Source organism: Methylorubrum subtropicum, assembly GCF_038442325.1.
In the GTDB taxonomy this organism is placed as follows: Bacteria; Pseudomonadota; Alphaproteobacteria; order Rhizobiales; family Beijerinckiaceae; genus Methylobacterium; species Methylobacterium subtropicum.
Map to the genome: position 1 here is coordinate 21398 of NZ_JBBXMW010000008.1, position 12739 is coordinate 34136.

Here is a 12739-nt window from a genome sequence, read left to right on the forward strand (position 1 = left end):
CAAAATTGCCGCCCCACCCCTGCGGCAGAGGAGAAACTACTCTTTCTCCAAGAGTCCCGCGAGCGGGGCGGTGATGCGGCAGACCACGCCGTCGGGGGCGTAGTCGGTCTGGGTCGCGCCGCCGACGGCACCCGACAGGCCGCGCTCGATCAGCCGCGAGCCGAACCCCTTTCGCGTGGGCACCGTGACCGGCGGGCCGCCGCGCTCGGACCAGACCATCCGGACCACGGCGTCGGGCCCGCTCCCGTCGATGGTCCATTCCACGCCGACGCGCCCGCCCGGCACCGAGAAGGCGCCGTACTTGGCGGCGTTGGTGGCGAGTTCGTGGATCATCAGCGAGAGCGACAGCGCGGCCTTCGGGCCGACCTCGATCGCAGGCCCCGACAGGCGGATGCGGTCGGGCTCGCCGTCGTCGTGGATCGCGAGCGCGCCGGCCAGCACCGCCTCCAGCCCGGCGCCCTCGTCGCCCTCCCCCGAGAGCAGGATGTCGTGCGCCTTGCCGAGCGCCACAAGGCGGGCGACGAGCGCCTCCTTGACCGAGCCGACATCGGTGACGTTGCGCAGGGTCTGCGAGGCGATGGCCTGGGCCATGGTCAGGGTGTTCTTGAGGCGGTGGCTCAGCTCGCGGTTGAGCACGCGCTGCTGCTCCTCGGCCTGGAGCCGGCCGAGCGCCGCCCAGACCCGGTCGGCCACCTCGCGCACGAAGCCGACCTCCGCCGGCTCCCAGGCGCGGGGCAGGGCGGCGTGGGCGAACAGCAGGCCGACGAGTTCGCCCCGGCGCAGCAGCGGCACCTTGATCTGGGCGCGGATGGCATGCGCGGCGTAGCTGCCCCCGTCCGGGGCGAGGCCCGGATCGGCGGCGATGTCGGCAACGACCAGAACCTCGCCCCGGCGCAGGCGCGCCACCGTCGCGGCGAACAGGTCGAGCGGATGGGTCCCGGCGAGGCTCGCCGCCATCCCGTCGGTCCAGTCGCGCTCGATCCGGAAGCGGCCCGCGCCGGTATCGATCACGGTGTAACCCGCCCGCGACAGGCCGAGGGTGCGCCCCAGGATCTCGGCGGCGACGCCCGAGACCGCGGCGGCGTCGGGGGCGTCGCGCAGGCGGTCGCCGAGGTCGATCAGCGCCCGCTGGCGCGCCTCGATCCGCTTCTCCTCGGTGATGTCCTCGATCATCGCGGTCGTCAGCAGCGCGTCGCCGATCACCTGCGAGACGAGGTTGACCCGGCCCCAGATCAGGCGCCCGTCCTTGCGGCGGTAGCGCTTCTCCAGGGTCTCGCGCATGATCTCGCCCGCCGCCAACCGATGGTGCAGGCGGTCGCGCTCGGCCGCGTCCTCCGGCGGCGTCCACTTGGCCACCGAATGGCCGACGATGTCGGATTCCTCCGCGCCCCAGATCGCGCAGAGCTTGGCGTTGACCTCCAGGGCGACCAGCGTGCGCGGATCGATCTGGACGATGCCGACATTGGCGCCCTCGAACACGGCGCGGAGCTGGCCGGAGACGCGGTTGCGCTCGGTCAGGTCCAGCATGGCGCCGATCATCCGCAGCGGTTCGCCGCGGGCGTCGCGCACCATCGAGCCGCGGTCGAACACCTCGGCATAGGAGCCGTCGGCCCGGCGGAAGCGGTATTCGTGGCGCCAGTCGTCGCCGGTCCCGTCGATCACCGCGCGGATGTCGTCCTCGACCCGCGCCCGGTCGTCGGGGTGGATGCGCGCCAGCCACCAGCCGCCGGTGGGTTCGACGCGCTCGGGCGCCCAGCCATAGGCCGCCTCCAGCGCCTCGTTCCACAGCACGTGGTCGGTGACGAGGTCCCAGTCCCAGATCGCGTCGTTGGTGGCGCGCGTGGCCAGCCGCAGCCGCTCCTCGGTGGCGCTGAGCGCGCCCTGCGCCGCGCGCTCGGCGGTCACGTCGCGCACCGTGCCGACGAAGCGCAGCGTGTCGGCGCCCTCGCGCACCAGGGCGCCGCGGGCGGCCAGCCGATGCAGCAGGGTGCCGTCCCGCGCGATCGTGCGGTACTCGCAATCGAACCGGCCGGGCCCCTCGGGATCGAGGGCGGCCCGCACCGCCGCGTCGGTCCGCGCCCGGTCCTCCGGGTGGAGGCGGGGCAGGAAACTGCCCTCGTAGCTCACCGGCTCGTCCGGGCCGACGCCGAACAGGGCGCGGGTGCGCCCGTCCCACCGCAGCACGCCGGAGGTGAGGTCGTAATCGAAGGTGCCGATGCCGGTCGCCTCCACGGCGAGCCGCAGGCGCAGTTCGCTCTCGGCCAGCGCGGCGATCTCCGCCCGGCGGGCGAGCGCGGCCCGGCGCAGGGCGAACTTGGTCATCACCGAGCGGGCGAGCGCGGCGAGCCCCGCGACTTGCGCCGGGCTCAGGCCCGCGGGCCGGGGCACCGTGTCGAGCACGCACAGGGCGCCGATGGCGACGCCCTCCGGCGTGATCAGCGGGGCGCCCGCGTAGAAGCGCATGCCGGCCGGCGCCGTGACGAGCGGGTTCCGGCGGGTGCGGTCGTCCGCGGTGAGATCCGGGATGACGAGGACGTCGGTCAAGCCGAGCGTGTGCGAGCAGACCGAGCGGTCGAGCCCGGTCTCGGGCTCATCGAACCCGAGCCGCGCCTTGAACCATTGCCGGTCCTCGGTGACGAGGCTGACGAGCGCGGTGGGCGCGGCGCAGAGCTGCGCGGCGAGCGCGACCGCGTCGTCGAAATCCTGCTCGGGCTGCGTGTCGAGGATGCCGTAGCGGGCGAGCGCGGCGCGCCGCTCGGCGACCCCGGTCGCGATCTTTGGCGCACCTTCGGCCGCGCTTCCGGCCGCGCCGGCGTCAGACGGTCGGCTCATCGGCACAGACAGGTTGGGCGCAGACGCGTTGGGCACGGGCGGGTCGGCTGTCGGTCATGGCGTCGTGTCGCCCCCTGCATCCCGTCCCCGCGGGCTCGGCGCCATCGAAGGCAGCGCCGCCAGCGGACGGCGGCACCCTCTCGTGAAAGAGCGTTTAGGTCGGCGGATCGATCGCGACAAGGCGGCCATTCGGACCATAGACCGCACCCAGCACCATCTCGAAGTGACGCTTGACGCAGGCATGGCACTCGCAGGCCACCGCCTCGGTCTCGGCCCGGTCCACGATGGTGATGCGCCCGCGCCCGACCTCGATCAGCCCCTGCTGCTGCAGCATCCGCAGGATGCGGGTGAGATAGGTGCGCTGAACCCCCAGCATCGCGGCGAGCGATTCCTGGGTGATCGGCAGCACGTCGCTCTCCAGCCGGTCCTGCAGCGTCAGCAGCCAGCGCAGGCAGCGCTCCTCGATCGGATGGAGCGCGTTGCAGGCGACGGACTGGAGCACCTGCGCCAGCAGGCAGTCGGAGTAGCGGGTGAACAGGTTGCGCAAACTCTCCGAGCGGCGCTTGGCCTCTTGCAGCCGCATGGAATCCATCCGCAGCACCGGGCCGCCGATCTGGATCGTGGCGTGCGTCGAGGCCGGCAGGCCGCCGTTGCTGACGACGCCGCCGACCGCGCCCTCGCGGCCGATCGTGGCGGTCTCGGCGCTGCGCCCGTCGATCATCGAGATCAGCAGCGTCACCACCGTCTGGTCGAGGGGGAAGCTGATGAAGTCGACCTCGCGGCCCGCGGCGAACAGCGTCGCGCCGCGCGCGTACTCGATCCGCTCCAGATGCGGCAGCAGCAGCGCGCGGTCCTCGGACCGCAAGGATTTGAGGAGGAGGTTGCCTTCGAAGCAGCGCTCCAGGGCCGAAGGCATGGGGTAGCTCAGGTCCGTCGGATGGTGCGGCGCTCCTAGCGCGAGCCCCGCCGCGACGTCTGTCTACAAGTAGACGATAGGATCGCCGGACAGCGGAAAAACCCGTGCCGAACCGCTTCTTCTCATACTCGACAGATCAAGCGCCGACGAGGCGATAACATAGGTTATCGCCCCTCGCGCCTATCCACCGGCTCTTGGCCCGGCGCTTGGCCCGATACGCCGCCCTACTTGGCGCTGCACAGCCCCTGCGGGGCGAGGTGGCGGTGGTCGCGCGGGTCGCAATCGGTGGCGAGGAACGAGGCCCATTCCTTCGGGCTGCCGTAGAAGGCGTTGCGGTCCACGTCGCCGCGCACGCCGGGCACGCGCCCGGTCGAGGTGAACTGCCACAGCATCCACTTACGGTTGGCGTAGCGCTGCTCCGGCTCGGCCGCGGTGGAGCGGACCCAGTGCGGGTAATCGGGCAGCTCGTCCTCCAGCACGTCCTTGTGGAAGGTGATGTCGGTGTAGATGATCGGCCGCTTGCCGGTGTAGCGCTCCATCTCCTCGAGCATGTACTTGGTCATGGCGAGCGCCTGGGCCTTGGGCAGCTTCTTCGGGCACTTGGCCGAGTGGCCGTTCCACTCCACGTCGAGCACCGGGGGCAGGGCGGTCGGATCGTTCGGGACGTTGCGCTTGAACCACGCCATCTGGTCCTCGGCCGAGCGGCACCAGAACACGAAGTGGTAGGCGCCCCGCGGCACGCCGGCCCGGCCCGCCCCGTCCCAATTTTCGCGAAAACGCTCGTCGACGTGGTCGCCGCCCTCGGTCGCCTTGATGAAGGCGAACTGCGTGCCCGCGCCCTTCACCGAGGCCCAGTCGATCGGGCCCTGCCACTTCGAGATGTCGATGCCCTGGATCGGGTGATTCTTGGCTTTCGCCACGCCCGGATGGGGCTTCACGTCGCCCTTGGTGGGGTAGAAGTCGCTCTGCGAGGCGCAGGCCGCGAGCCCGGACAGCAGCGCGGCGGCCAGCCCCCGCTTCAGCCAAGCGCGCGGAGCCGCAGGGCGTTGAGAGGTATACCCGGTGTCCTGCGACATCGATGGCCCGCCACTTCCCGCGTGCGAATTCAATGGGTATTCGATGCCCCGCGGGCGGTTAACAGAGCTTTGCCAGCATTGCGGCGGATTTCCGGAAGCCGTTGCAAACCGGGCACATAGGCCGGACTAAGCCGGGTCTCGGCGCCACGGGGCCGCGCGCTAATTCCCTCACAGGTCTCGGGTTTCGGGCGAGTGTCCCATGCGCAACACTCTGTTTACCATCGGATACGAAGGGCTCGCGCCCGAGCGGCTGCAGGCCGCGCTCAAGGACGCGGGCGTCGCCGTGCTCGCCGACGTGCGGGCGGTGGCCAATTCGCGCAAGCGCGGCTTCTCGAAGGGCGCGCTGAAGGCCGGCCTTGAGGAGACGGGCCTCGGCTACGAGCATTTTCGCAGCCTCGGCACCCCGAAATCCGGCCGCGAGGCCGCCCGCGCCCACGATGCCGGGCTGATGCGCAAGATCTACTGCGAGGAGGTGCTCGACACCGCCGACGGCGGGCTCGCCCTCGACGCGCTGGCGGAGCTGGCCGCCCGCGCCCCCACCTGCCTGCTCTGCTTCGAACGCGACCCCGCCCGCTGCCACCGCAGGGTGCTGGCCGAGCGGCTGGCGGAACGGGGGTTCGAGACGGTCGATCTGTATGGCAATTTCCTATGATGATGCACTGATTGAAAGGTCGCCTAAAAGCAAAATTCTCCTCAATGAATTTTGATCAATCCCAAATCGTGCGTTGCCAGAGGGATTGGCATAATCGTATTAATTATAATTCCAATATTTTACTTTATACATACGCTTAAACTTCTTCACGCCTTCGAATTCTGCGATCTCCATAGTTTCATAGCTTCCATCAGTGAAACTATCCACCCATCCCTCAGAAATTATATCGCCCTCATATTCAGATATCAAATAACATTGAAACAATACCGAATAAAGCCCATCCCGTCTCTGTAATATGGCAATTCTTCTCATAGTGAACGAATCTTCTCCGGCAGCCCCTCCTCTGGTACGCACCTCATCCAAAGTCCTTACGATCGACATGCAATTCATCCAATATTTCCAAGCACGTAGCCCTGCCCGAAGCAAATTCGATTCATACAAAAGCCGCGTCGTCCAGTCACGAGGATCGCACTCGCGATCAAGCAAACATTTTACCGCATCAACCGGGGCGCCCCGAGCCGCGGCTGCACACCCTCGCGCATGACGAGGCGGCGCAGCGGGGCGATGGAGGAGAGGACGACGAGGCCCAAGCCCCGCAGGGCATCGACCGGCACGAGGTCGGTCAGCAGCGAGCGGTTGAGCATGTCCACCGCCGCCCCGCGCAGGCGGGCGTCGAGGCCGCGACCGCGGGCGAAGCCCGCGAGCGAGGCCGCCTCGCCCGGATCGCGCCCGGCCTCGCGGGCGGACAGCACCGTGTCGCGGAGCGCCGCGGCGTCGCGCAGGCCGAGATTGAGCCCCTGCGCCCCGATCGGCGGGAAGACGTGGGCGGCCTCGCCGATCAGGGCGAGGCGCTCGGCGACGGGGCTCGCGACCGACAGCCCCCGCATCGGCACGAGGCCGCGCGGCCCGTCGATCCGCATGGCGCCGAGCATCGAGCGGGCCTGATGCTCCACCGCCGCCCCGAGCGCGGCGTCGTCGAGGCCGGACAGGCGCTTGGCCGCCCGCTCGCCCGTGACCCAGACGAGGCTGGAGCGCTGCCCGCCCGGCAGCGGCACCAGGGTGAACGGACCGTTGCGGGTGTGGAACTCGGTGGAGACGTCGCGGTGGGGCCGCTCGTGGGCCAGCAGCGTCGTCAGCGCCGCCTGCGGATACGACCATTCGCGGGTGCGGATGCCCGCCGCCTGCCGCAGGGGTGAGCGGCCCCCGTCGGCGGCGACGACGAGCTGCGCCGCCAGACTCCGCCCATCGGCCAGGGACAGGATCGCCGCGCCCTCGGTGAGCTGCATCCCGGCGGAATCCGCCTCGAACAGGGTCAGGCCGGGGGTGGCGCGCGCCTGCCGCCGCAGGGTCTCGACCAGGCGGGCGCTCTCGACGTTCCAGCCGAAGGCAGGCAGGCCGATCTCGCCCGCCGAGAACCGGGCGGGCGGCGGCCGAAAAAGGCTGCCGGTATCGTCCACGAGGTGCATCTCGGCGAGCGGCGCGGCGTGCGGGGCGATCTCGCTCCAGGCGCCGAGCGCCGTCAGCAGCCGCACCGAGCCGTCGAGCAGCGCCACGGTGCGCCCGTCGGCGACCGGCGCGTGGCGCCCGACGAGGGCGGTGGCCACGCCGTCGCGGGCGAGCGCCAGCGCCGCGGCGAGCCCCACCGCCCCGGCGCCGACCACCGCGACCTCGAAGCGGGGCGGGAGGGCGGGAGCGGGGGAGGGCGGGACCGGGACCGTCACGGCGAAAGGGCTCCTCAAGGCGGCAAGGGGTTCTCGTCTCCTACAGAGGTTGCGCCGGGGCCGGGTCAAGGGCGGCGCCCGCCGCGCGGCGCGGGCTGGGCGCCGACGCGGCGGCGACAAGACGACGCGACGAAATGAAACCAAATCGTCCCACGTGCATTGCCAAACAAATGTTGGTTCGGCTCGGTCGCACCGGTTGGGCGCCAGGGGCGACGCATCGTCGATTGGCGCAAGACACGTCTGAGGGGGCGTTCGTGCGGAAATTCATCACCACCCGGCCCGAGGCCGCCTCGGGCGATTTCGGCTCTCCCTACGATCCCGTCCTCGCGGGCGTGGCGCAGGGCCTGTCGCGCCTGTTTCCGCCGGTCCGGCAGGCGGGCCCGGCCCGCGCCGACAATCCGGCGAGCGGGGGCCACGCCGAAATCCGGCGCGGCGCGGCGGCGAGTCGGGGAGGGCGCGGATGAGCGGGACACAGTCCGGCATGCGGCCCGAGCTGATCGACCAGCACATCGCGGCGATGACCACGGCCAGCACCAACCTGCTGCGCCAGATGCGCGACGAGGGCCTGCGCTACCGCGTGATCGTGCGGCCCGAGGACACCGCGACGATGCACGTCCACGTCCACCAACTGACGCCGGAGATCGCCGAGCGCATCCACCGCTGCCTGTCGGGCATCGGCATGCGCGTCGCGGTCGAGGGGGAATAGGGCAGGGCGGGGAAATACCGCCCGATCCAACGTGAAAGTGCTTGCCCCCGGCGCCGCGCCCGATATCTCCCGCCCGTAAGAGGACGGGCGACAGGGACGGAGTGAGCGCAATGCCGAAGGCGATCCGGGTGCACCAGTACGGCGGCCCCGAGGCGATGGTCTACGAGGACATCCCGACGCCGGAGCCCGGCCCCGGCCAGATCCGCGTCCGCCAGACCGCCATCGGCGTCAACTTCATCGACATCTACTTCCGCTCCGGCCTCTACAAGGCCGCCTCCCTCCCCTTCACCCTCGGCAAGGAGGGCGCGGGCGTGGTCGACGCGCTCGGCGAGGGCGTCACCGATTTCCGCGTCGGCGAGCGCGTCGCCTATGCCGGCGCCGTCGGCACCTATGCCGAGGAAGTGGTGGTGGACGCCAAGGGCGTCGTCCACGTGCCCGACGCGGTTCCCGACGAGACCGCCGCCGCGATGATGCTCAAAGGCCTCACCGCCCATTACCTCCTGCGCCTGACCTACCGGGTGCAGCCCGGCGACACGATCCTGTTCCATGCCGCCGCCGGCGGCGTCGGCCTCATCGCCACGCAATGGGCCAAGCATCTCGGCGCCACCGTCATCGGCACCGTCGGCACGCCCGAGAAGGCGGAACTGGCGAAGGAGCACGGCTGCGACCACGTCATCCTCTACCGCGACGAGGATTTCGCCGCCCGCGTGAAGGAAATCACCGGGGGCAAGGGCGTGCCGGTGGTCTATGACGGCGTCGGCAAGGCGACCTTCCCGGCCTCGCTCGATTGCCTGAGCCCCCGCGGCGTCTTCGCCAGCTTCGGCTCGGCCTCCGGCCCGATCGAGGCCTTCGACATCGGCCTCCTGGCCGCCAAGGGCTCCCTCTACGCCACCCGCCCCACCCTCTTCACCCACATCGCCACCCGCGAACAGCTCGACGCCAACGCCGCCGAATTGTTCGAGGTGGTGGCGAGCGGCGCGGTGAAGATCCCGATCCATTCCCGCGCCAAGCTCGCGAACGCCGCGCAGGTGCACCGCGATCTGGCGGATCGGCAGACCACGGGCGCCACGATCATGACGCCTTGATTCCGGGCTCTGCCCGGACCCGCCGAGGGACTTGTCCCTCGGGACCCTTGGACTTGGCATAATGATCAATGACACCGACGTTCTGCTTGTCGTGGACGTGCAGAACGATTTTCTGCCCGGCGGGGCGCTCGCCGTGCCCGACGGCGATGCCGTCACAGGGCCGGTCAACCAACTGACAAGAATCTTCCCGCACGTCGTGCTGACCCAGGACTGGCACCCGCCCGGCCACGCCTCCTTCGCCTCGCGCCATCCGGGCCGCCGGCCGTTCGACACGATCGCGATGCCCTACGGCGAACAGGTGCTCTGGCCGGACCATTGCGTGCAGGGCACGCCCGGCGCCGCCCTCGCCCCAGGCCTCGACGCGGAGCGGGCCGAACTGGTGATCCGCAAAGGCTATCACCCGGCGGTCGACAGCTACTCCGCCTTCCTCGAAGCCGACCGGCACACTCGCACCGGGCTCGCCGGCTACTTAGCCGAGCGCGGCCTCGCCCACCTGTTCCTCGCCGGCCTCGCCACCGATTACTGCATCCGCTGGACCGCCCTCGACGCCCGCGCCGCCGGCTTCACCGTGACCGTCATCGAAGACGCGGTCCGCGGCATCGACCGCAACGGCACGGAGCGGGCCTGGGCCGAGATGGAGCGGGCCGGGGTGGCGCGGGTGACGAGTGCGGCGTTCGGCTGAACGACGCGTCTCCCATCCCTTCCCCTCATCCTGAGGTGCGGAGCGAAGCGTAGCCTCGAAGGAGGGCTCCAGGGATCGCGCGACTTCTGGAGCCCTCCTTCGAGGCCCACTGACGTGGGCACCTCAGGATGAGGGGGAGGGGTGGGATGAAGGGATCACGGCGTCCCGCGATCCTGTGATTCCGTCATCCCCGGATCACGAGTTCAAGGCATCCGGCGCGGCACCGCACGAAGCCGCCACCGCCTCACGCAACGCGGCCCACAGCCTCTGAACGGTCGCATGCCCGGCGCTGTCGTAAGTCGTGTCGCCGATCGCCGCCACGGGTGCGATCAAGCGCAGGGAGTTGGTGACGAAAACGGCCTCCGCCCGGCCCAGCTCCGCGGGCGGGAGCGGGCGCTCCTCGACCGTCAGTCCCAGAGCCGGCGCGATGATCGAGAGAATCTCGCCCCGGACGATGCCCGGTAGCACGCCCTCCTCCGCGGACGGCGTCACCAGCACGTCCCCGAAAATGACGAAAAAATTGCCGGTGCCGGCGCAGGCCACGCGGCCTTGCGAATTCAAAAAAAGCGCCTCGTCGAACCCCGCCGCCGTCGCGGCGCGGGCGGCGAGCACCGCGTCGAGATAGCCGAGCGTCTTGAGCCGGGAGGCCGGGGAGGTCTCGTTGCGGGCGATTCCCGTCGGCAGGAGCCGCAGGGGTGCGAAGAACAGGCCCGCCCGCGCCGGGGCGGCGCTGGCGAACAGGAACGGCGCGGGCTCTTTCGGCGGGGCGAGGCCGCGCGGGCCGGAGCCGCGGGTCAGCGTGGTGCGGATCGCCGCGAGCGGCAGGGTGTCGGCCAGTTCCCGCATCGCCTGTCGGATCGCGTCCGGGTCGGCCGGGAAGCCGAGGGTGGCGGCCGCGGCGACGAGGCGGTCGATATGGGCGGCCTCGAACGCGATCCGGCCCTGAACCGCGAGCGCGGTGTCGAACACGCCGTCGCCGAGCAGCAGCCCGCGGTCGCCCATGTCGAAGGGAAGCGTCCCGCCCTCGACGAGGCGCCCGTCAGCCCACAGCATCGGGCACCCTCTGCGCGGCGCCGCGCCACGCGCGGGCGCCCTTCAGGAAGTTGGAAAACAGCGCGTGGCCGTTCTCGGTCAGCACCGATTCCGGATGGAACTGGATGCCCCAGGTCGGGTGTGCCCGGTGCGACAGCGCCATCACCTCGCCTTCCGACGAGACCGCATCGACGCTGAGCTGGCACTCCATCTCCGGGGTCGGCGTCACGATCAGCGAGTGGTAGCGCCCGACCTGCATCGGCTGCGGCAGGCCGTCGAACAGCCCCGCGCCGCCGTGGCGGATCGGCGTGGCCTGTCCGTGCAGCGGGCGCCCCGCCCGCTCGACCCGGCCGCCGAAGGCCGCGCCGATCGCCTGATGGCCGAGGCACACGCCGAGGATCGGCAGCTCGCCCGAGAGTTCGCGGATCGCAGGAAGACTCACCCCCGCCTCCGCCGGGGTGCAGGGCCCCGGCGAGATCACCACCGCCTCCGGGTTCAGGGCGCGGATGCCGGGGACGTCCAGCGCGTCGTTGCGCACGACCCGGACCGTCTCGCCCAGCTCCTCGAAGTAGCGCACGACGTTGAAGACGAACGAGTCGTAATTGTCGATGACGAGGATCACGGCGCCTCCTCGAACGCGGCGAAGACCCGGGCGGCCTTGGTCAGCGTCTCCTCGTATTCGGAGGCCGGATCGGACAGCAGCGTCACGCCCCCGCCCGCCTGAAGCACGGCTTGGCCAGCGTCCATGAACACGGTGCGGATCGCGATCGAGGTGTCGAGCGAGCCGTCGAAGCCGAGCGCGCCGATCGCCCCGCAATAGAGCTCGCGTGCGTCGCCCTCGATCTCGGTGATGATGTCCATGGCCCTGAGCTTCGGCGCGCCGGTGATCGAGCCGCCCGGAAACGTTTTTTGGATGAGGTCGAGGGCGTCGGCGTCCTCGCGCAAGGTGCCGATGACCACCGAGACGAGATGGTGGATGCCGGCATAGGATTCCAGCCCGCACAGGACCGGCACCCGGACGCTGCCAGGCGCGCAGACCCGCGACAGGTCGTTGCGCAGCAGGTCCACGATCATGATGTTCTCGGCCCGCTCCTTCGGGTTGGCTTGGAGCGCGGCGGCCACCTCGGCGTCGCGGGCCGGATCGGGATCGCGCCGCACCGTGCCCTTGATCGGCCGGGTCTCGACCGCGCGGCCCTGCAACTTCAGGAAGCGCTCCGGCGAGGACGAGGCGATCGTGAGATCGTCGAAATCGAGATAGGCCCCGAAGGTCGCCGGGTTGGTGGCGCGCAGGCGCCGGTAGAAGGCGAAGGGGTCGAAGCCGGGCGGCAGGTCGGCGACGAAGCGCTGGGCGATGTTGGCCTGGTAGATGTCGCCCGCGCGGATATAGTCCCTGACGGTTTCGACAGCTTTTTCATAGGCTTGCCGCGAAAGGTTCGTGCGCCACGCGAGCTTGATCGGGGTCCATTCGGGCGGCGTTTCCGCAGGCTCGGCGAGCAAAGCGGCGAAGGCGTCGAGCCGGGTTCTTGCGCGCGCCTCGCGGGCCTCGGGGTCGGTCTCCGGGAAGCCGGTGGCGATCAGCAGGCCGGTGCCGCTGGCGTGATCGATCGCGAGCAATGTATCGTAGAGGTTGAACGCGATGTCGTCGGTCAGCCCCGCCCGGCGGGCGGGCGGCACGACCCGCTCCAGGCTCGCGCCGAGATCGTAGGCGAAGTAGCCGATCGCCGCGCCGGGAAAGGCCGGCAGGTCGGGCCGGGGCGCGAGCCGGTAGGGCGCGAGGCAGGCCCGCAGGGCGTCGAGCGGCGCGCCCGGCACCGGCTGCCCGTCGAGGCTCGCCTGCCCGTCGCGGTACCGGAAGCGCCCGAACGGGTCGGCGGCGAGCACCGAGACACGGCCCAGCGTGTCGTGCGGCATGGCGCTGTCGAGGAAGGCGAGCCCCGGCAGCCGGGCGAGGCGGGCGGCCGCCGCGACCGGGTCGAGGAAGGGAATCGGGCGGGTCCAGACCATCGTCTTCTAGGGTGTCGTGTCTCGGCGTCGGTC

General features: G+C 70.6%; 12 protein-coding genes. 5 read left to right on the forward strand and 7 right to left on the reverse strand.

The genetic code is table 11. The features are described 5' to 3' along the window. Nucleotides 1-36: 36 nt before the first annotated feature. The 3 genes from AAHG03_RS12750 to AAHG03_RS12760 form a co-directional block, all read right to left on the reverse strand. Nucleotides 37-2832, reverse strand: a complete 2796-nt coding sequence (locus tag AAHG03_RS12750; protein WP_342151045.1) for a PAS domain S-box protein — start codon at nucleotides 2830-2832, stop codon at nucleotides 37-39. Nucleotides 2833-2986: 154 nt separating this feature from the next. Further along, nucleotides 2987-3748: a Crp/Fnr family transcriptional regulator gene (locus AAHG03_RS12755; protein WP_342151046.1), complete on the reverse strand. Its 762-nt coding sequence runs from the start codon at nucleotides 3746-3748 to the stop codon at nucleotides 2987-2989. 224 nt (nucleotides 3749-3972) lie between these two features. Beyond that, nucleotides 3973-4824: a glycoside hydrolase family 25 protein gene (locus tag AAHG03_RS12760; protein WP_342151047.1), complete on the reverse strand. Its 852-nt coding sequence runs from the start codon at nucleotides 4822-4824 to the stop codon at nucleotides 3973-3975. A 199-nt stretch (nucleotides 4825-5023) separates the two neighbouring features. Here AAHG03_RS12760 and AAHG03_RS12765 point away from each other — a divergent pair, with 199 nt between their 5' ends. Next, a complete protein-coding gene (locus tag AAHG03_RS12765; protein ID WP_342151048.1) occupies nucleotides 5024-5476 on the forward strand; it encodes a DUF488 domain-containing protein in 453 nt (150 codons plus the stop codon). Between the two features lie 491 nt (nucleotides 5477-5967). On the opposite strand, the gene AAHG03_RS12770 is transcribed toward AAHG03_RS12765, so the two are convergent. Further along, complete coding sequence (locus AAHG03_RS12770; protein WP_342151049.1) at nucleotides 5968-7197, reverse strand: UbiH/UbiF family hydroxylase; 1230 nt, start codon at nucleotides 7195-7197, stop codon at nucleotides 5968-5970. Nucleotides 7198-7451: 254 nt separating this feature from the next. On the opposite strand from AAHG03_RS12770, the gene AAHG03_RS12775 reads away from it, so the two are divergent. From AAHG03_RS12775 to pncA, 4 genes are all read left to right on the forward strand, one after another. Beyond that, complete coding sequence (locus tag AAHG03_RS12775) at nucleotides 7452-7661, forward strand: hypothetical protein (protein WP_342151050.1); 210 nt, start codon at nucleotides 7452-7454, stop codon at nucleotides 7659-7661. After that, nucleotides 7658-7903, forward strand: coding sequence for a hypothetical protein (locus AAHG03_RS12780; protein WP_342151051.1), 246 nt, complete (start codon nucleotides 7658-7660; stop codon nucleotides 7901-7903). Before AAHG03_RS12775 ends, AAHG03_RS12780 begins: the two co-directional genes overlap by 4 nt. A gap of 110 nt (nucleotides 7904-8013) precedes the next feature. Next, a complete protein-coding gene (locus AAHG03_RS12785) occupies nucleotides 8014-8988 on the forward strand; it encodes a quinone oxidoreductase family protein (RefSeq protein ID WP_342151052.1) in 975 nt (324 codons plus the stop codon). 61 nt (nucleotides 8989-9049) lie between these two features. Beyond that, nucleotides 9050-9670, forward strand: a complete 621-nt coding sequence (gene pncA, locus AAHG03_RS12790; protein ID WP_412759743.1) for a bifunctional nicotinamidase/pyrazinamidase — start codon at nucleotides 9050-9052, stop codon at nucleotides 9668-9670. 195 nt (nucleotides 9671-9865) lie between these two features. Here the strand turns inward: pncA and AAHG03_RS12795 are convergent, their stop codons facing one another. Genes AAHG03_RS12795 through pabB form a run of 3 tightly spaced genes read right to left on the reverse strand, consistent with a single transcriptional unit; the run spans nucleotide 9866 to nucleotide 12706 of the window. Further along, the gene (locus tag AAHG03_RS12795) at nucleotides 9866-10723 is read right to left on the reverse strand and encodes an aminotransferase class IV (protein WP_342151053.1); all 858 of its coding nucleotides are present in this window, start codon (nucleotides 10721-10723) and stop codon (nucleotides 9866-9868) included. After that, nucleotides 10710-11324 carry an anthranilate synthase component II gene (locus tag AAHG03_RS12800; RefSeq protein WP_342151054.1) on the reverse strand — a complete coding sequence of 205 codons (615 nt, stop codon included), beginning with the start codon at nucleotides 11322-11324 and terminating at the stop codon, nucleotides 10710-10712. The genes AAHG03_RS12795 and AAHG03_RS12800 overlap by 14 nt, the downstream gene beginning before the upstream one ends. Next, entirely contained in the window at nucleotides 11321-12706 is a 1386-nt protein-coding gene (pabB, locus tag AAHG03_RS12805) for an aminodeoxychorismate synthase component I (protein WP_342151055.1), read from the reverse strand. The genes AAHG03_RS12800 and pabB overlap by 4 nt, the downstream gene beginning before the upstream one ends. Nucleotides 12707-12739 lie beyond the last annotated feature (33 nt).